Origin of the sequence: Pseudoalteromonas sp. Scap03 (assembly GCF_013393115.1) — a bacterium.
Lineage (GTDB): Bacteria > Pseudomonadota > Gammaproteobacteria > Enterobacterales > Alteromonadaceae > Pseudoalteromonas.
The window spans coordinates 328,101-344,273 of the sequence record NZ_VDEU01000002.1 but is presented as its reverse complement, the minus strand read 5'-3'; the positions used below and the strand labels follow the sequence as shown (position 1 = coordinate 344,273).

Below are 16,173 nucleotides of genomic sequence, written 5' to 3'. Positions count from 1 at the left end.
ACCATTGCTCGTAATGGTATTCACTAAAGCAATAACGGGACATTTTACTATGGTAAGTCAACAACAATCACTAAGTTGTGAACCTAACACAGGTAAGTACACTGCCATGCCAGAAACACCAAGTACGGAACTCAGGGAAGCATTAGTTAATGTAGCTCAATCTCGCGATAAAAAATCTTTCGCGTACTTGTTTGAATATTTTGCACCTAAGATTAAGCGCTTCGGCATAAAGCAGTTTGGTGTTGAAGCCCAAGCAATGGAATTAGTTCAAGAAACCCTCACTTCCGTATGGCGTAAAGCCCACTTATACAATAGTGAAAAGGGTGCAGCTACTACTTGGGTCTATACCGTAATGCGTAACGCCTCTTTTGACATGCTTCGTAAAATGAAAAGTAACAAAGAAGAAAATATTAGCGAAGACATTTGGCCGTTATTGAATGAATCTGAAGATACAGATCATGAATACAGCGACCACCTTGAAGACCAACAAATTAAACGTTATTTAGATAAACTGCCTCAAGCGCAAAGAGAAGTGGTGCGCGGCGTTTATTTTCAAGATATGTCGCAAGAGCAGTTAGCTCAACAATTAAACATTCCAGTAGGCACGGTAAAATCACGATTACGTTTAGCCTTGCAGAAATTACGTAATGAAATGGGAGATCAGCATGATTAAACATCACCCGAGTGAAACACTACTGACACAATACTGTGCAGCAACACTTCCAGCATCGCTTAGCCTTGCCGTATCAATACATGTTGATATGTGCCCAGTGTGCCAAGCTAAAGTTGAAAAACTTGAAGCGGCTAATGCGCGAGCAGTTTTTAGTGACAATATGGATGTGGCAACTGATGAGCAAGCCGATGATGTAATTGAATCAAGTTTACTTGATATGATCACTGCCGATGACTCGATTGATGAAGTATATTCTGTTGAACCAGTTAGTATTAATGTTAATGAGCATAATTACAGCTTGCCGAGAGCTTTAACACGGATCTCGCATGGTAAATTTACCCAAGTAGGTAAGCTTGCGCGTTCTCGAATTGCCCTTGATGATGGCCATTTACGTTCAAGCTTGTTACATATAGATGCTGGTGGAGAAATTCCGGAGCACACACATACCGGTTTTGAGGTTACTTTACTGCTTGATGGTGAATTTACAGACGAAGAGGGCAGTTATGTTCCTGGTGACTTTATTTGGCAAGATGGCCGTCATCAACACACCCCCCTAACAAAAGAGGGATGTTTGTGCTTTACTGTTGTTAGTAGTGCGCTACATTTCAATAAAGGACTTAGCAAGTTACTTAATCCAATTGGTGGCTTGATTTATTAAGAGAATCTATGCAAACAGATACAATAAAAATAGGTATTAGCGCCTGCTTGGCAGGCGAAAAGGTAAGATTTGACAGTGGCCATAAAAAATCAAATTTTTGTATGGAAGAGCTGGCCAAGCATGTTGAATATAAAATGTATTGCCCTGAGGTTGCGGTAGGATTACCAATACCTCGTCCAACCATTCGTCAAGTAAAAACAGGCGATACTATCAAAGTGTGTCGTCCGGATGGCACGGGAGATGTTGGCCCACAGCTCACAGAATACGGTAAGAAAATAGCTACAGAACAAGCAGGGCATCTAAGTGGATTCGTTTTTTGTGCTAAGAGCCCAAGCTGTGGCATGGAGCGGGTAAAAATCTACAATGAAGCAGGAACCGGTAACACTTCTGAAGGCGTTGGTTTCTTTGCTGAACAAATTATGAAACATAATCCCTTACTACCTTGCGAAGAAAATGGACGTTTAAACGATGTTCATTTGCGCGAGAACTTTGTAATGCGTGTTTATACATTACATAACTGGCAACAGTTAGTGAAAGAGCCCGTTACTGTGCATCGTTTGACCCAGTTCCATGCTCAATACAAATATTTGTTAATGGCTCATAATTATCAAGCGTATCGTGATTTAGGCAATCTACTCGGAACGTTCGTTGGGGACGATGTTAACGCTCTGGCCGATGAGTATATTCTGGGCTTAATGACAGCGCTTAAACGTCCTGCTTCAAGAAAAAATAATTCAAATACGCTAATGCATTTACAGGGATACTTCAAAAAAGATTTATCAAAAATCGAAAAGGAAGAAATGCGAGATGCAATTGATGAGTATCGCCAAGGGTTGGTGCCGCTTTATGTACCACTAACATTGCTTAAACATCATTTAAAGGTTCACCCGAATGAGTATTTAAGTAAGCAAATTTACTTTAACCCTTATCCTAATGAACTTAAGCTACGTTACGGTTTGTAATGAATACACTATTTTGGTTTAGGCGCGATTTGCGCCTTTTTTCTAACGAGGCGCTTATTGAAGCGCTAAATAATGGTGCTAAACACGCCATTTTTTTTGTGTGCGAAAAACAATGGGCACAGCATAATACTGCTGCTATTCAAATTGACTTACTAAAACGCAGAGTGAGTTATATTCGCGAAGAACTTGCCAAATATGGCGTAAATTTGCATGTAATAGACGCCCCTTTTTTTGCCGATTGCCAAACTAAACTTCTCGATTTTTGTCAGCAACACGATATTAAACACATAATAGCCAACACTGAGTATGAGCTAAATGAATTTAATAGAGACAAAGCGATTCAGGCACAGTGCGACCAACAGCAAATAACATTTACTTTATACGAGGGTGATATCATTGCTCCCGTAGGTAGTGTACGCACTCAAAATAATGAAATGTATAAAGTATTTACACCGTTTAAACGCGCATGGTTAAAGCAGTATCAAGATACACACTTTAGTTTATTACCGTGGCCGTTATCTGAAGAGCCGATAGAAATCGAACAGTGTGAGTTACTAAGTGGTGATGAAAGCTCAATAAAATGGCCTGTTGACGATGATACTTTATCAACCGTAGTCGATAATTTTATTCACGATAAATTAGCAAGCTATGATGACGTACGAGACATACCCAGTGTAAAAGGAACATCGGGCTTAAGCCCCTATTTAGCACTAGGGGTTGTTAGTAGTAAACAATTAATGGTTAATATACAACAACATTACCCCGATATACTGACCACCTCAAAAAGTAAAACGTTTACCTGGGTTAACGAACTGATCTGGCGTGAATTTTACAAACATCTAATTGCTGAATTCCCAAAACTTTCACGCGGTGCCAATTTTAACGAAAAGTACGATAGTGTGAGTTGGCGTGACAGTGACGCTGAGTTTAAGCAATGGTGCGAAGGCCGTACAGGCTATCCACTTGTTGATGCCGCCATGCAACAGCTATTGCAAACAGGCTGGATGCATAATCGTTTAAGAATGGTGGTTGCGAGTTTTTTAACTAAGCACCTACTGATTGATTGGCGCAAAGGCGAGCAGTTTTTTATGCAGCATCTGATTGATGGCGATTTAGCCTCAAATAATGGCGGCTGGCAATGGGCTGCAAGTACCGGCTGTGATGCTCAACCCTACTTTAGAGTATTCAATCCCATCACCCAAAGTGAACGCTTTGATCCAAATGGTGATTTTATTCGTAAATATCTGCCTGAATTACAAAAAGTGCCAGATAAACACATTCATTTCCCACATACTTACTTAGCAGCAACGGGACAAAGTGAACACTGTTACTGGCCAGCAATAGTTGATCATAAAGCGGCACGAGCGAGGGCTTTAGCTGCATTTAAGGTGTGATATGGATAACCAATTATCAGTCGATAAATTTGTAGAAATATATCAAAAGCTTGATAAAAATAACCTGGAGTTATTAACTGAAATTTACGCTCAAAACATTCACTTTATAGATCCGCTGCACGAAATTAATGGTCTTGAAGATCTAAGACGTTATTTTTGTGGTTTATATAGTAATGTTAAGTATTGTCGATTTGACATAACCGACTCATTTACCAGTGATAATAATGCATTTGTATACTGGACAATGCATTATTCTCACCCAAAACTTAACGCGGGCAATACAATTTCAGTGCAAGGGCACAGTAAACTAGTATTTGAAGGTGCGAAAATTATTAAACACCGCGATTACTTTAATGCTGGAGAGCTTTTGTATAAGCATATTCCATTACTGGGCAACATTATTAATTTTATTGATAAAAGGGCTGGTTAATTATGATTACGCTTATTACAGGTGCAACATCAGGCATAGGTGAACAACTCGCGATAAAGTATGCAGAGCAAGGTGACACAGTCATTGCGTGTGGACGAAATACGCAAAAGCTCGCTGAACTTGCCAAGCATAACAACATAGAAACCTGCCAGTTTGATGCAACCAACTTGCAAGATATAAAAGCTGCCACTCTCGGCTACCCGCAATTTGACCGCGTTATTCTTAACGCCGGTAATTGCGAGTATGTTGATGATGCACGCAATTTTGATAGCGCCCTCTTTGAGCGTGTTATTAATGTTAACTTACTTTCTATGGGGTATTGCTTAGAAGCACTTTTACCCAAAATAACATCAGGCGGCCAATTAGTGATGGTTAGTTCGAGTGTTACTTATTTACCATTACCGCGTTCAGAAGCGTATGGCGCATCAAAAGCGGGTGTAAGCTATTTAGCTAAAACCCTTGCGGTTGATTTAAACGACGTTGATGTAACACTAGTCCATCCTGGTTTTGTAAAAACACCGCTTACAGACAAAAATGATTTCCCTATGCCTATGGCTGTTAGTGCTGAAAAAGCGGCTGACTATATAATCAAAGGCGTAAAAAAACGTCGTAAAGAAGTCCATTTTCCGTATCGTTTCACACTTATATTAAAAGCACTGCGAATATTGCCACTTTCGCTTTGGCTTAAAATTGCAAAAGGATTAACCCGTTGAAAAAAATAGCAATAATTGGGACTGGTGTATCAGGTTTAACTTGCGGACACCTATTGCACAAGCATTATGATGTCACACTATTTGAAAAGAACGATTATATTGGTGGCCATACTGCCACGGTTGATGTAAATCACAGCGGTATTAACTACGCAGTTGATACCGGTTTTATCGTATTTAACGATAGAACATACCCTTACTTTGAAAAGCTGCTTGAACGTATTGGTGTAAAACGTAAACCGACCCAAATGAGCTTTAGCGTTCATAATGAAGCCACAGGTTTTGAGTACAATGGGCATACATTCACTAGTTTGTTTGCTCAGCGCAGAAACATAGTGAGACCTAAGTTTTGGCGTCTATTGTACGATATCGTGCGCTTTAATAAACTGTGCAAGGCTTTGTATGAAAAAGGCCAATACACTGAGCAATCACTTGGTGAGTTGCTTCAACAACATCGCTTTAATGACTTCTTTAAATACCACTACATTTTGCCAATGGGTGCGGCTATTTGGTCGACAAGCATTAAAGAAATGGAAGACGTGGGCGTAGAGTTTTTTGTAAAATTCTTTTTTAACCATGGTTTATTAGACATTACCAATAGGCCGCAATGGTATGTTATTCCGGGTGGCTCTCGTGAATACATTAAACCGTTGATTGCTGGTTTTGCTGATAAAATACAGTTAAACACTGACATTAAATCGGTAACCAGAGACGAGCAGGGAGCCACCATTACATTTGCTGATGGTCAGCAAGCCCTGTTTGATAAAGTTATTTTTGCGTGTCACTCAGATCAAGCGTTAGCGTTACTCGGTGATGCCTGCGAGCAAGAAAATAAGGTGTTGGGCGCTATCCCATACACTGAAAACTCGGTGGTACTGCATACTGATGTATCATTATTACCAGATAGGAAAGCAGCGTGGGCGAGCTGGAATTATTTACTAAATAATAATACCGACAAAGCCGCTGTTGTTACTTATCAAATGAATATACTGCAAGGGATAGAGTCTGATACCCAGTTTTGTGTCACTTTAAATCACTTAGAAGGGATCAATCAAAGCAAGATTTTACGTGAGTTTACTTATCACCATCCTGTGTTCAATCAACAATCTATTGCTGCTCAACAGCTGAAAAATACGGTTGACGGTCAAAACAATACTTATTTTTGTGGGGCTTATTGGTATAACGGCTTTCATGAGGATGGTGTGCGCAGTGCCGTCGATGTTGCAAAACAACTTGGAGTAGAGTTTGACTAATGCAGTGTATTTAGGCGATGTAAAGCATCGCCGTTTTGCTGTAAAACACCATGCGTTTAATTACCCACTTTATATGCTGTGGGTTGATTTAAATAATACTGACTCGCTCAATGGCGTCCATAAGCAGCTTGGGACTTCAGGTTTTAAAGCATTAAAGTTTGAGCAATCTGATTATTTAAAGGGGTTACCCGATAGTCAACATCAGCCCATTATAGAGCGTGCTCATGCGCAGCTATCCCAGCTGGGCGTAGATGAAAAATTTAGTCATGTATACCTGCTAGGACAATTACGCTGTTTGGGCATTTATTTTAGTCCAGTTAACTTTTATTTTTTTGGTCATCAAGATAATGAATTTAGTTACATGGTGGCTGAGGTGAGTAATACTCCATGGAATGAGCGACATTACTACTTGGTTCCATTACAAAAAAAAGTGAACTTTAAGAAAGTATTTTCCGTATCACCTTTTATGAATTTGGATATGAACTATCATTGGACTGTGCGACAAAAGAAAGACAATATACTGATACGTATAGAAAATAAGCGCGATGAAGAACTACTTTTTGATGCTTCATTAAGGTTACAGCGCCAACCCTTGTGCAATAAACAAATGAGCAAGCTGTTGAAGCGCTTTCCTGCGATGACATGGTCTATTTTCAGAGGTATTTACTATCAGGCATTTAAGTTGTTTGTTAAAAAAGTCCCATTTTTAGGTCACTCAGGCAAACTTTAAAATTTAATTTATGTTGTTTTACAAGTAATAACAATAATATAGGTAAGTATATGGAAAAGGTATCGAGCTTACGCGTTCAGGAACGCACTAGTTGGTTTACTAATTTTTATAAAAAGTTAGTGTTTAAAGCGTTCTCGTCAATTGAAACGGGTCAGATAGTGCTAGTTGAGAACAATCAACAGTCTGTATTTGGGGATGTGTCTTCAGAGCTAAAAGTAACGGTAACCGTTAACGATAATGCCATGTACAAAGCGTTTGCTCTTTCTGGAAGTGTGGGGGCGGGCGAGTCTTACATTTTAGGGCAGTGGCAATGTGACAATTTAACTCGCCTAATCGAAATTTTTGCGATTAACCAAGATCAATTAGATGCATTTGAAAAGAAATTCGCGTTTTTTAGCAATATCGCTCACCGTATAAATCACATAAAAAACAAAAACTCACACGCCGGTTCAAAAAAGAATATTGTTGCTCACTATGACTTAGGAAATGATTTATACGAGTCTTTTTTAAGCAAAGAAATGCTTTATTCGAGTGCAGTATATCCAACTAAAGATGCTACCTTAGAGCAAGCCCAGCAATACAAACTACAACGTATATGCGAACAGGTTGAGCTTCAAAAAGGTGATACGGTTATTGAAATTGGTACAGGGTGGGGGGCGTTTGCAATTTATGCTGCAACTCATTACGACTGTCATGTAACGACCACAACTATTTCTGACGAACAACACGACTATGTTGCTAACAAGGTTAAAGAGCTTGGGCTTGAAAGCAAAATCACATTGCTCAAGCAAGACTATCGCTTATTGGCTGGCAAATACGATAAGTTAGTCTCAATTGAGATGATAGAAGCCGTTGGGCATGAATACTTACCCAGCTTCTTCACTAAGTGCGGTGAGTTATTGAAGGATAACGGTGCTATGCTTATTCAAGCAATTACGATTAGCGATCAGCGTTATCAACATTACTTAAAAAATTCAGACTTTATACAACAGTATATCTTCCCTGGTGGGTGTTTGCCTTCGCTTAATGAAATGAGTGAACAAATTAAAAATAACACCGATATGAATATACACACTATCAATGATATTGGTGCTCACTATGCCCGCACTCTTGCAGATTGGCGTGAGCGTTTTATTGCCAGCTGGCCAAAGCTTGATAGTAATAAGTTTGATGACCGTTTCTATCGCTTATGGCTATTTTACCTTGCCTATTGTGAGGGGGCATTCAGAACCCGAGCAACTAGTACCGTGCATTTAATGGCACGCAAACCCCGCTTCACGAGTAGTAATGATGAGATTGCACTCGCTTATTAATTTTGTGCTGTTTCAAGTGGTGTGGTTTATGTGCCTGCTACTTGAACAGGGCTCATTAGTTTTTTCTGCTGTAGTCATAGCGTTGATGTTTTACTTATCAGCACAAAAAAAACAAGACGCTTTACTGGTTTTAAAAGCCCTGCCATTGGCTCTATTGTGTGAATTTATTGCGGTTCAGCTAGGGTTATTTGAATTTAAAGTTCAACCGTTCCCATTTTGGCTGGTGTTTTTATGGATTGCACTAGTGCTGTGTATTAACACTTCAATGTCGTTTCTAACTAAGCTTAAACTGTGGCAAGCATTTTGTGTGTGTTTGTTATTCGCGCCAGGCAGTTATTGGGCCGGCTCACGATTTGAGGTACTAGAGTTAGGAATGCCACTGTGGCAATTTTGGCCACTTTACGGTGCTTTATGGGCTGCAACGTTTACCCTTATTTTATTTATAAACGGTAAAATTGGTGCGTTTGTTAAGCAATAACACAATACTGCTTGGAGATAAGGATGAAAACGCTTCTAAATTTACTCATGGTTTATGTTTTATTTAGCCCTGTAGCTAATGCCGATACTCAGTTTAACAAGGTGGGTGAAGCACGCATGGAATACCTGTTTTGGGATGTTTATGATGCAACGCTTTACACACCTTCTGGCACTTACACAGCAAAGCAAGCTCCTGTTAAATTTACCTTAACTTATTTGCGTGACTTTGACGCTAAAGACATTGTGAAAGCGACTAATGAACAGTGGCAGCACTTAGGTAAACCCCAACTTTCAGAGCGCTATGCAGATAAGTTACTATCCATATGGCCAAATATTAAAAAAGGTGAATCGTTAACTCTACTGACTGATCAGCAAGGGTACAGTACTTTTTTTCACAATGAGAACCAAATAGGTCGTATTAACGATGCCACATTTGCTGAGGATTTCTTAGCTATCTGGTTAAGTGAAAACACGTCAGAACCAACAATTAGAAATCAACTACTAGGGATTTAATATGATTAACCTAAAACGCGTTAAAGTCGCCATGGTATTGGCAGTTAGTTTTTTTATTGTCAGCTGTTCAGCCCCAAGTGTTGAACATTATAAGGGTTCTGAGCCAAATTTCGATTTTAAGGCTTTTTTCAGTGGCGATTTAAAAGCCTATGGCGTTGTACAAGACTTTAAAGGTGAATTAACCCGCAAGCTTGTTGTTGACTTAAAGGCTACTTGGAACGGTAATCAGGGCACTATTGAAGAAGACTTTATTTACGATGATGGTGAGACACAAAAACGCATCTGGAAAATTACCTTAAACGACGATAACACATTAACAGGAACAGCCTCTGATGTTTTAGGAATAGCTACCGGTGAGAGTGACGGCAGTGTGTTTCACTGGAATTACAATGTCGAGATCCCTTACGATGGCAGCACATTGGAAGTAAACTTTGACGATTGGATGTACCTAGTAACAAGTACGCGTTTAATAAATCGCACTTCTATCGTCAAGTTTGGTGTTGAAGTCGGCGAAGTAACATTAGTGATAGAAAAGGTACAGTGAGCCATTAAAGTGCAAAACTGCACTAATAGTGTGCCTAAATTAAGCTTTTGTTAACCCAACTCTCTGTATTTTACAGCTAATTTATTTATTTTTACTAATTTTTTAGTATTTTAGATAAAAAACGTAATTTGCTGTTGCTAACTCTTCGAAAATGCATAAAGATAGGATTTGCGAAGGCAAAATAATAACGAATAGGAATCTAATAATGAACAAAGCTCAACTAGTTGAAAAAATCTCTACTGACGCAGAAATCTCTAAAGCAGCCGCTACACGTGCACTTGACGCATTCACAGGCGCTGTAACTTCTTCATTAAAAGAAGGCAACTCTGTTGCATTAGTTGGTTTTGGTACTTTTTCAGTTAAAGAACGTGCTGCACGCACGGGTCGTAACCCACAAACGGGTGCAGAAATCCAAATTTCAGCAGCGACTATTCCAAGCTTTAAACCAGGTAAAGGTCTTAAAGACCAAGTAAATCTATAATTTGGGATTTATGAATAAAAAAAGGGCTATTTAGCCCTTTTTTTGTACTAAATTTAACGCTTATTTAGCTTTAAGTGCTTTATCTCCCCGCCCAATGCCGACCGCACCTGAGCGAACTACTTCTATAATGTCGGTTTCGTGGCGTAAGGTATCCAAAAACGATTCTATTTTATCGGTGCTGCTTACTAATTGAAGGCTGTAACTTTGGCGGCCCATATCTAAAATAGCCCCCTGAAATACATCAACAACGCGGGTAACTGCCGCACGAGTCGCTTCATCTTTGGCAAAGACTTTTACTAACAGAAGTTCGCGCTCTATGTGACTCATTTCAGTTAAATCAATAACTTTAAGTACATCGACCAGTTTGTTTACTTGCTTCGTTATTTGCTCAACAATTCTGTCATCGCCTTTAGTGGTTACCGTAATACGAGAAAGAGACTCATCATCTGTAGTGCCCACCGTTAAGCTATCAATATTGTATGCTCGTTGAGAAAAAAGCCCCACTATACGTGATAACGCACCGGGTTCATTCTCTAATAATATAGATAATATACGACGCATTATGCTTTCACTCCTTTTCTTAACCACATCTCGTCTATGCCACCATGCTTAATTTGCATCGGGTAAACATGTTCTTTTTCGTCTACTAAAATATCTAAAAATACTAATCTATCAGTGATCGACATTGCTTTGTCTATCGCAGGTTGTAATTCATCAAGGGTGTTTACCCTGATCCCTACATGGCCATAGCTTTCAACAAGCTTTACAAAATCAGGTAAAGACTCCATATACGATGAAGAGTGTCTGCCACCATAAATCATGTCTTGCCATTGTCTGACCATACCCAGTGAGCGGTTATTTAAGGAGATCACCTTTACTGCTAAGTTATACTGTAAACAGGTTGATAGCTCTTGGATGTTCATTTGAATAGAGCCGTCGCCAGTTACACATAAAGACTCTTTTTCAGGAAAAGCCAGTTTAACGCCCATTGCCGCAGGTAATCCAAAACCCATAGTCCCTAGGCCACCTGAATTGATCCACTGACGAGGGTGTTTAAATGGGTAATACTGCGCCGCAAACATTTGGTGTTGGCCAACATCAGAGCTAACATAAGCATCTCCGTTAGTGGCTTCATATATTGCCTCGATAACTGCTTGAGGTTTAATTTTGTCACCATCATTATTGTAACTAAGGCATTTTTGTTCACGCCAGCTGATCACTTGTCGCCACCAATCTTCTTGTGCACTGCGATCAATTTTAATTGGACTGTTATCTATGGCAGTTTGTAATTGCTCAAGTACCGTCGCCAAACAGCCAACAACAGGAATATGAGATTTAATAGTTTTAGAAATAGAGGTTGGATCAACATCTACATGTACAATAGTGGCATTAGGACAGAATTTTTGAACGTTATTAGTAACCCGATCATCGAATCGTGCGCCAAGCGCCAAAATAACATCGGCATTGGCCATGGCTTTATTTGCTTCTAATGTACCGTGCATACCTAACATACCAATAAAGTTAGGGTGAATGCCCGATATGCCACCTAGTCCCATAAGCGTGTTGGTAATAGGGGCGTTAAGTGACTCGACTAAATGAGTTAGTTGCTCTGAGGTGTTTGAAAGCACAATACCGCCACCCGAGTAGATAACCAGTTTCTTCGCTTCTAAAATAGCAGTAACAGCTTTTCGAATTTGTTTAGAATGACCCTTTGTATTTGGATTATAGGTTCTGAGCTCAGTTGCCGCTGGAAAGTTGTAAGCAAAAGTTAGTTCTGGGTTAAGCATGTCTTTAGGAAGCTCTACTACAACAGGACCAGGGCGTCCTGTGCTGGCAATATAAAAAGCTTTGGCAAGTATATTAGGAATTTCACTCGCGCTTCTACAATTAAAGCTATGCTTTACAATAGGGCGAGAGCAACCAACAATATCGGTTTCTTGAAACGCGTCATCGCCAATAAGATTTGTTGGCACTTGACCTGATAATACCACCATAGGAATTGAATCCATATACGCAGTTGCTATGCCTGTTACACAGTTTGTTGCACCAGGTCCGGATGTAGCAAGTACAACACCCACTTCACCGGTTGCTCTTGCGTAGCCATCGGCCATGTGTGTAGCCGCTTGTTCATGGCGTACTAAAATGTGCTCAATATCATCTTGCTGAAAAAGTGCGTCGTATAAATCTAATACTGAGCCACCGGGGTAACCAAATATATACTTTACCTTTAGCTCTTTTAATGACTTAACAACCAATTCAGAGCCATTATATTCTTGTCTACTCATCCTCATTCCTCTGTTGATTATATGCAAAAAAAAACCCTCGCGTAGTGCGAGGGTTTTAAAAAGCATTTTTCACCTTTTAATACATCCCCGCTGGGCTTATCACTAAGACCAGTACGAGTAAGACTAAAAGGCGAAATTGTGTATTCATGATGTTTTGCTCTTAAAATAAAATACTGTTTAAATTACAATTTTTGTATGTGGTTATTTTTAAGGCTTTTGAGTACTTATGTCAACCAAAAACTGCATTTTTAGATTAAAATTTCATTTTTTAATTCATTTTAATCTATTCGTCTATTTTTAGTGAGTTTTTCTTACTTATTAGCAGATATTATGCAGTTTTATGTTGTGGCTGGGCTTGAGGAAGGTGGTTAAAAACGCATAAATACGGTATTTCTTAGACATAAAAAAAGCCAGCTAATGCTGGCTTATTAATCTAACAGTATTAATTACAGACGGTCAATTACTGATTGTGTGAAATCAGTAGTGCCGTGGCTGCCGCCTAGATCACGAGTAGTACGGTCGCCTGATTTAATTACATCAGCAACAGCACTACGAATACGCTCAGCTGTATCGCCCATGTTTAAATGCTCTAGCATTTGAATAGAGGCTAAAATTACTGACGTTGGGTTCGCAAGGTTTTTACCAGCAATATCCGGCGCACTACCGTGAACAGCTTCAAAAATAGCAGCATCTTCGCCAATGTTTGCACCAGGCGCCATGCCTAAACCGCCAACTAAGCCCGCACATAAGTCAGATAAGATATCGCCGAATAAGTTAGTTGTAACGACAACGTCAAACTCTTCAGGGGTCATTACAAGCTTCATACATGTTGCATCAACAATCATTTCAGTTGATTCAATTTCTGGGTAACGCTCAGCTACTTCACGCGCTACTTTTAAGAATAACCCAGAGGTTGATTTTAAAATATTTGCTTTATGTACAGCGGTCACTTTTTTACGGCCTTCACGCACAGCAAGTTCGTATGCGAATGTAACAATTTTTTCTGCGCCTTCGCGAGTGATCACTGATTTTGCTTCAGCTTCAGTCCCATCTTCTGATACAACTTGGCCTGCACCTGAATACATGCCTTGTGTGTTTTCACGAATAGTGATGATATCAATATCGTCGTAACGTGCTTTAGTACCGGCAAACGATTTAACCGGGCGTACATTAGCGTATAAACCAAATTGCTTACGAAGTGTTACGTTGATTGATGTAAAACCTTCGCCCACAGGCGTGGTTAGTGGACCTTTTAAGGTAATTTTATTTTTAGCAATTGTGTCAATTGTTTCTTGTGGAAGCAACTCGCCTGTTTTTTCAAGCGCAGCTAGGCCAGCGTCAACAAATTCATAATCAAAATCGCATCCTGCGGCTTTTAGTATTTCAAGTGCTGAGTCGATAATGCTTGGGCCGATGCCGTCGCCTTTGATCACTGTTATGGTTTGTTTGGCCATGAACTTTTCCTTTAAAGATTTGGATACACATATAAATAATAAACACTTTCAGAGTTTAGACTACTTATATGACAGGGGTGCTAAATTTAAGCCGGCATTTATACCAATATATCACTCATTTTGCCAGTTTATAGTATGAATACAGGGTATAACTTTAAATTATAGTGATAATAAGTCAGCTAAATACTATTATGTAACCCTAAGCGCAGCAGTGATTGATTAAAATCTTCCTCAGTTTGCCAGCCATGGCGACGAAGTTGTTGATTCAATGTTTGTTGTTGCCACGCTGTTAATGGCTGGTTGGGTTTTAATATACGCTGCGCCACAACTTTCAATGCTGCCCATAATTGACTAGCATCATCAAGCTGCTTTTTAGGGAGTTGCTCAGCTTTTAATAAAGCCGATGCCCATGGGTCGCCACTAAGTAATTCATTAAGCTCACTGTTTAAATGAGAACCATCTATGTTGTTTATACCAAAAAATGTACTAAACGGTGTATCAAGAGCTTTATTCGGTGTTTGATCTATGGTGATTTTTCTTGAAACATCAGGGCTGTAATGTATCAGTACATAATATAAATAGGCATATAAGCTTAAGCTAATACGCTCACTTTGAACGCTAGGATTATATTTAACTAATAGCTCTAATATATTTACTAAACAGCTAATACGGGTGTATAAAAAAGCATGTAGAGGATGAGCAATGCTATTTACTAATTGTTCAAACACGACCCCTTGAATAATAGCGGGTGCTTTATCGTAACCCACCATAGATAAGCTGTGCCTTAAATCTTTAGCGGCTAATCGCTCTTTATTGTAGTGCTTTACTGCTAAGCATACTGACCTTACAACATCAGGGTAGGGAGTAAGTAAGGTGTTTAAAGCTTTAAAACTGTATTCTTTTTGCGTTTTTATTTGTTTTACTAACTGATACAAAGGCGTTTGTGCAGAGTGATTATTATGCGGGATATTAAGATGTTCACTGTCCCATACTTTAAAAAATAAGCGATTATCGTTGCATTCCCATGCTTTTGAGTCATCCACTAAGGACGCTTTAATACGATACCATGCCATTTTAGTATTGGCGTTATTAACTATAATGTGTCGGCCTTGTGTATCAGTGGCTAAATAAACCATAGCTTGGTCGGCATAAACAACTTGGCTGCCTGGTATATATTGTCCTATATGAGCGACTAACGCTTTTAATAACGCTTGTGCAAATGAGTTAGGGGTTCTTATATATAAATCAGCGACCGCTTTATAAAAATTTATGTGCTGTTGCTTTGTATTACAAGTAACGTTAAGCGCTAGTATATTCGCTAAAGCAACCACCACACTAGCACCATCGTAAAGCATAATTTTAGGTGTATCTAATAATGCATGTTTGTATTTGCTGAGTTTAGCCAAAATATGGGCAATTTTATGTGCAGGTTGCTTAGCCGTTAATAGTACTTTGGCAGCAAGCTTATGGCGTAACGACCATATTTTTTTATCGGCTTCGTTAAACGCTTGCTGTTGAGCTAGCTTATTTAATTGCTTAGCAACACAAAGGTGCTCAACCAGTGAAGCACTAATATAAAGCTCGGTTAAATCGTTGTCGTAGTTTTGGCTACTACACAAAGCACAGGTTAATACACACTGATTAACGACTAAATTGGTTGCGTAACTATATTGTGTTTTATATAGATTTAACTGAGTTTGTAAGGCCGCTGGGTTTTGTTTGTATAACGCTGCGTATTGCTCTGATAGTTTACACACAAGAGGGTAAAAGGTATGCCACTGACTTTTGTTGTTATGGGAGCTTAAAAGCAATTGTGTGCTTTCGAGTAGTTTTTTTAGTTTACCCGACAGTGGAGCTTCCATTAAGTTTTCCCGTCATTATGCTCAAGGTATTTTTCATAAGCACTTGGGCCCCACATTATTAGTTGGCCATTTTTAAATAGCAACCCAGTACATTCATCCATGGTGGTGATGCCGTCAGAGGTTTTATGTTGGGTGCGATAAAAAATTACTTGCCATACTTGCTCGCCATCACGTTTAGCATAGGTTAAATCTGGACTACCTAAGTATTCAAGCACATTATTTAGCGTAAAGGTATCTTCCAAGCGCAATTTCTCTATATAGCGTTTATTAAAAGCTTCTCTATCTTGCCAAATCATAGCTTGTGGATCGTCTTTATAAAACATAATAACCGTCGTGGCTATTAGTGCATATAAACCTAATCCTAATATTAAATACCTAAAAAACTTTTTAAACATTGCCAACCCAGATCAAAACACCTATTACTAGTATACGTA

18 protein-coding genes are annotated in these 16,173 nt (G+C 39.2%); 13 read left to right on the top strand and 5 right to left on the bottom strand.

Annotated features, from left to right (window positions below):
• Positions 1 to 49 precede the first annotated feature (49 nt).
• The 13 genes from FHG08_RS16890 (at position 50) to FHG08_RS16830 (ending at position 10,138) form a co-directional block, all read left to right on the top strand.
• A complete protein-coding gene (locus FHG08_RS16890; protein ID WP_138607956.1) occupies positions 50 to 673 on the top strand; it encodes a sigma-70 family RNA polymerase sigma factor in 624 nt (207 codons plus the stop codon).
• Positions 666 to 1,331, top strand: coding sequence for a ChrR family anti-sigma-E factor (locus tag FHG08_RS16885; RefSeq protein ID WP_054201632.1), 666 nt, complete (start codon positions 666 to 668; stop codon positions 1,329 to 1,331). Before FHG08_RS16890 ends, FHG08_RS16885 begins: the two co-directional genes overlap by 8 nt.
• Positions 1,332 to 1,339: 8 nt before the next feature.
• Complete coding sequence (locus tag FHG08_RS16880) at positions 1,340 to 2,293, top strand: DUF523 and DUF1722 domain-containing protein (protein WP_036983978.1); 954 nt, start codon at positions 1,340 to 1,342, stop codon at positions 2,291 to 2,293.
• On the top strand, positions 2,293 to 3,687 hold the full coding sequence (gene phrB / locus FHG08_RS16875; RefSeq protein WP_178957160.1) for a deoxyribodipyrimidine photo-lyase: 1,395 nt from the start codon (positions 2,293 to 2,295) through the stop codon (positions 3,685 to 3,687). Before FHG08_RS16880 ends, phrB begins: the two co-directional genes overlap by 1 nt.
• 1 nt (position 3,688) lies before the next feature.
• Positions 3,689 to 4,117 carry a nuclear transport factor 2 family protein gene (locus tag FHG08_RS16870; RefSeq protein ID WP_109874949.1) on the top strand — a complete coding sequence of 143 codons (429 nt, stop codon included), beginning with the start codon at positions 3,689 to 3,691 and terminating at the stop codon, positions 4,115 to 4,117.
• Between the two features lie 2 nt (positions 4,118 to 4,119).
• Positions 4,120 to 4,830 (top strand): SDR family NAD(P)-dependent oxidoreductase, encoded by a 711-nt coding sequence (locus FHG08_RS16865; RefSeq protein WP_075170210.1) that lies wholly within the window; start codon positions 4,120 to 4,122, stop codon positions 4,828 to 4,830.
• Positions 4,827 to 6,080 carry an NAD(P)/FAD-dependent oxidoreductase gene (locus FHG08_RS16860; RefSeq protein ID WP_178957159.1) on the top strand — a complete coding sequence of 418 codons (1,254 nt, stop codon included), beginning with the start codon at positions 4,827 to 4,829 and terminating at the stop codon, positions 6,078 to 6,080. Before FHG08_RS16865 ends, FHG08_RS16860 begins: the two co-directional genes overlap by 4 nt.
• Entirely contained in the window at positions 6,073 to 6,810 is a 738-nt protein-coding gene (locus FHG08_RS16855) for a DUF1365 domain-containing protein (protein ID WP_178957158.1), read from the top strand. The genes FHG08_RS16860 and FHG08_RS16855 overlap by 8 nt, the downstream gene beginning before the upstream one ends.
• Positions 6,811 to 6,860: 50 nt before the next feature.
• Positions 6,861 to 8,123, top strand: coding sequence for a cyclopropane-fatty-acyl-phospholipid synthase family protein (locus FHG08_RS16850; RefSeq protein ID WP_178957157.1), 1,263 nt, complete (start codon positions 6,861 to 6,863; stop codon positions 8,121 to 8,123).
• Entirely contained in the window at positions 8,101 to 8,601 is a 501-nt protein-coding gene (locus FHG08_RS16845) for a DUF2878 domain-containing protein (protein WP_178957444.1), read from the top strand. Before FHG08_RS16850 ends, FHG08_RS16845 begins: the two co-directional genes overlap by 23 nt.
• 23 nt (positions 8,602 to 8,624) lie before the next feature.
• Entirely contained in the window at positions 8,625 to 9,113 is a 489-nt protein-coding gene (locus FHG08_RS16840; protein ID WP_178957156.1) for a chalcone isomerase family protein, read from the top strand.
• Between the two features lies 1 nt (position 9,114).
• Positions 9,115 to 9,657, top strand: coding sequence for a DUF3833 domain-containing protein (locus FHG08_RS16835; protein ID WP_178957155.1), 543 nt, complete (start codon positions 9,115 to 9,117; stop codon positions 9,655 to 9,657).
• 205 nt (positions 9,658 to 9,862) lie between these two features.
• Positions 9,863 to 10,138, top strand: a complete 276-nt coding sequence (locus tag FHG08_RS16830) for an HU family DNA-binding protein (RefSeq protein WP_008112559.1) — start codon at positions 9,863 to 9,865, stop codon at positions 10,136 to 10,138.
• A 60-nt stretch (positions 10,139 to 10,198) separates the two neighbouring features.
• Here the strand turns inward: FHG08_RS16830 and ilvN are convergent, their stop codons facing one another.
• The 5 genes from ilvN to FHG08_RS16805 form a co-directional block, all read right to left on the bottom strand.
• Positions 10,199 to 10,699, bottom strand: coding sequence for an acetolactate synthase small subunit (ilvN, locus tag FHG08_RS16825; protein WP_076921825.1), 501 nt, complete (start codon positions 10,697 to 10,699; stop codon positions 10,199 to 10,201).
• Positions 10,699 to 12,423, bottom strand: a complete 1,725-nt coding sequence (locus FHG08_RS16820; protein ID WP_178957154.1) for an acetolactate synthase 3 large subunit — start codon at positions 12,421 to 12,423, stop codon at positions 10,699 to 10,701. The genes ilvN and FHG08_RS16820 overlap by 1 nt, the downstream gene beginning before the upstream one ends.
• A gap of 446 nt (positions 12,424 to 12,869) precedes the next feature.
• Positions 12,870 to 13,877, bottom strand: coding sequence for an isocitrate dehydrogenase (locus tag FHG08_RS16815; protein WP_138607979.1), 1,008 nt, complete (start codon positions 13,875 to 13,877; stop codon positions 12,870 to 12,872).
• 179 nt (positions 13,878 to 14,056) lie between these two features.
• On the bottom strand, positions 14,057 to 15,739 hold the full coding sequence (locus FHG08_RS16810; RefSeq protein ID WP_178957153.1) for a hypothetical protein: 1,683 nt from the start codon (positions 15,737 to 15,739) through the stop codon (positions 14,057 to 14,059).
• Positions 15,739 to 16,134: a DUF3192 domain-containing protein gene (locus tag FHG08_RS16805; protein ID WP_138607982.1), complete on the bottom strand. Its 396-nt coding sequence runs from the start codon at positions 16,132 to 16,134 to the stop codon at positions 15,739 to 15,741. Before FHG08_RS16805 ends, FHG08_RS16810 begins: the two co-directional genes overlap by 1 nt.
• Positions 16,135 to 16,173 lie beyond the last annotated feature (39 nt).

Bases quoted from the DNA above. Each gene is read 5' to 3' on its own strand.
- FHG08_RS16870 (WP_109874949.1), top strand. From the start codon at position 3,689: ATGGATAACCAATTATCAGTCGATAAATTTGTAGAAATATATCAAAAG.
- ilvN (WP_076921825.1), bottom strand. From the start codon at position 10,699: ATGCGTCGTATATTATCTATATTATTAGAGAATGAACCCGGTGCGTTA.
- FHG08_RS16835 (WP_178957155.1), top strand. From the start codon at position 9,115: ATGATTAACCTAAAACGCGTTAAAGTCGCCATGGTATTGGCAGTTAGT.
- FHG08_RS16865 (WP_075170210.1), top strand. From the start codon at position 4,120: ATGATTACGCTTATTACAGGTGCAACATCAGGCATAGGTGAACAACTC.
- FHG08_RS16880 (WP_036983978.1), top strand. From the start codon at position 1,340: ATGCAAACAGATACAATAAAAATAGGTATTAGCGCCTGCTTGGCAGGC.
- FHG08_RS16845 (WP_178957444.1), top strand. From the start codon at position 8,101: ATGAGATTGCACTCGCTTATTAATTTTGTGCTGTTTCAAGTGGTGTGG.
- FHG08_RS16830 (WP_008112559.1), top strand. From the start codon at position 9,863: ATGAACAAAGCTCAACTAGTTGAAAAAATCTCTACTGACGCAGAAATC.
- FHG08_RS16815 (WP_138607979.1), bottom strand. From the start codon at position 13,877: ATGGCCAAACAAACCATAACAGTGATCAAAGGCGACGGCATCGGCCCA.
- FHG08_RS16850 (WP_178957157.1), top strand. From the start codon at position 6,861: ATGGAAAAGGTATCGAGCTTACGCGTTCAGGAACGCACTAGTTGGTTT.
- FHG08_RS16890 (WP_138607956.1), top strand. From the start codon at position 50: ATGGTAAGTCAACAACAATCACTAAGTTGTGAACCTAACACAGGTAAG.
- FHG08_RS16820 (WP_178957154.1), bottom strand. From the start codon at position 12,423: ATGAGTAGACAAGAATATAATGGCTCTGAATTGGTTGTTAAGTCATTA.
- FHG08_RS16810 (WP_178957153.1), bottom strand. From the start codon at position 15,739: ATGGAAGCTCCACTGTCGGGTAAACTAAAAAAACTACTCGAAAGCACA.
- FHG08_RS16840 (WP_178957156.1), top strand. From the start codon at position 8,625: ATGAAAACGCTTCTAAATTTACTCATGGTTTATGTTTTATTTAGCCCT.
- FHG08_RS16805 (WP_138607982.1), bottom strand. From the start codon at position 16,134: ATGTTTAAAAAGTTTTTTAGGTATTTAATATTAGGATTAGGTTTATAT.
- phrB (WP_178957160.1), top strand. From the start codon at position 2,293: ATGAATACACTATTTTGGTTTAGGCGCGATTTGCGCCTTTTTTCTAAC.
- FHG08_RS16885 (WP_054201632.1), top strand. From the start codon at position 666: ATGATTAAACATCACCCGAGTGAAACACTACTGACACAATACTGTGCA.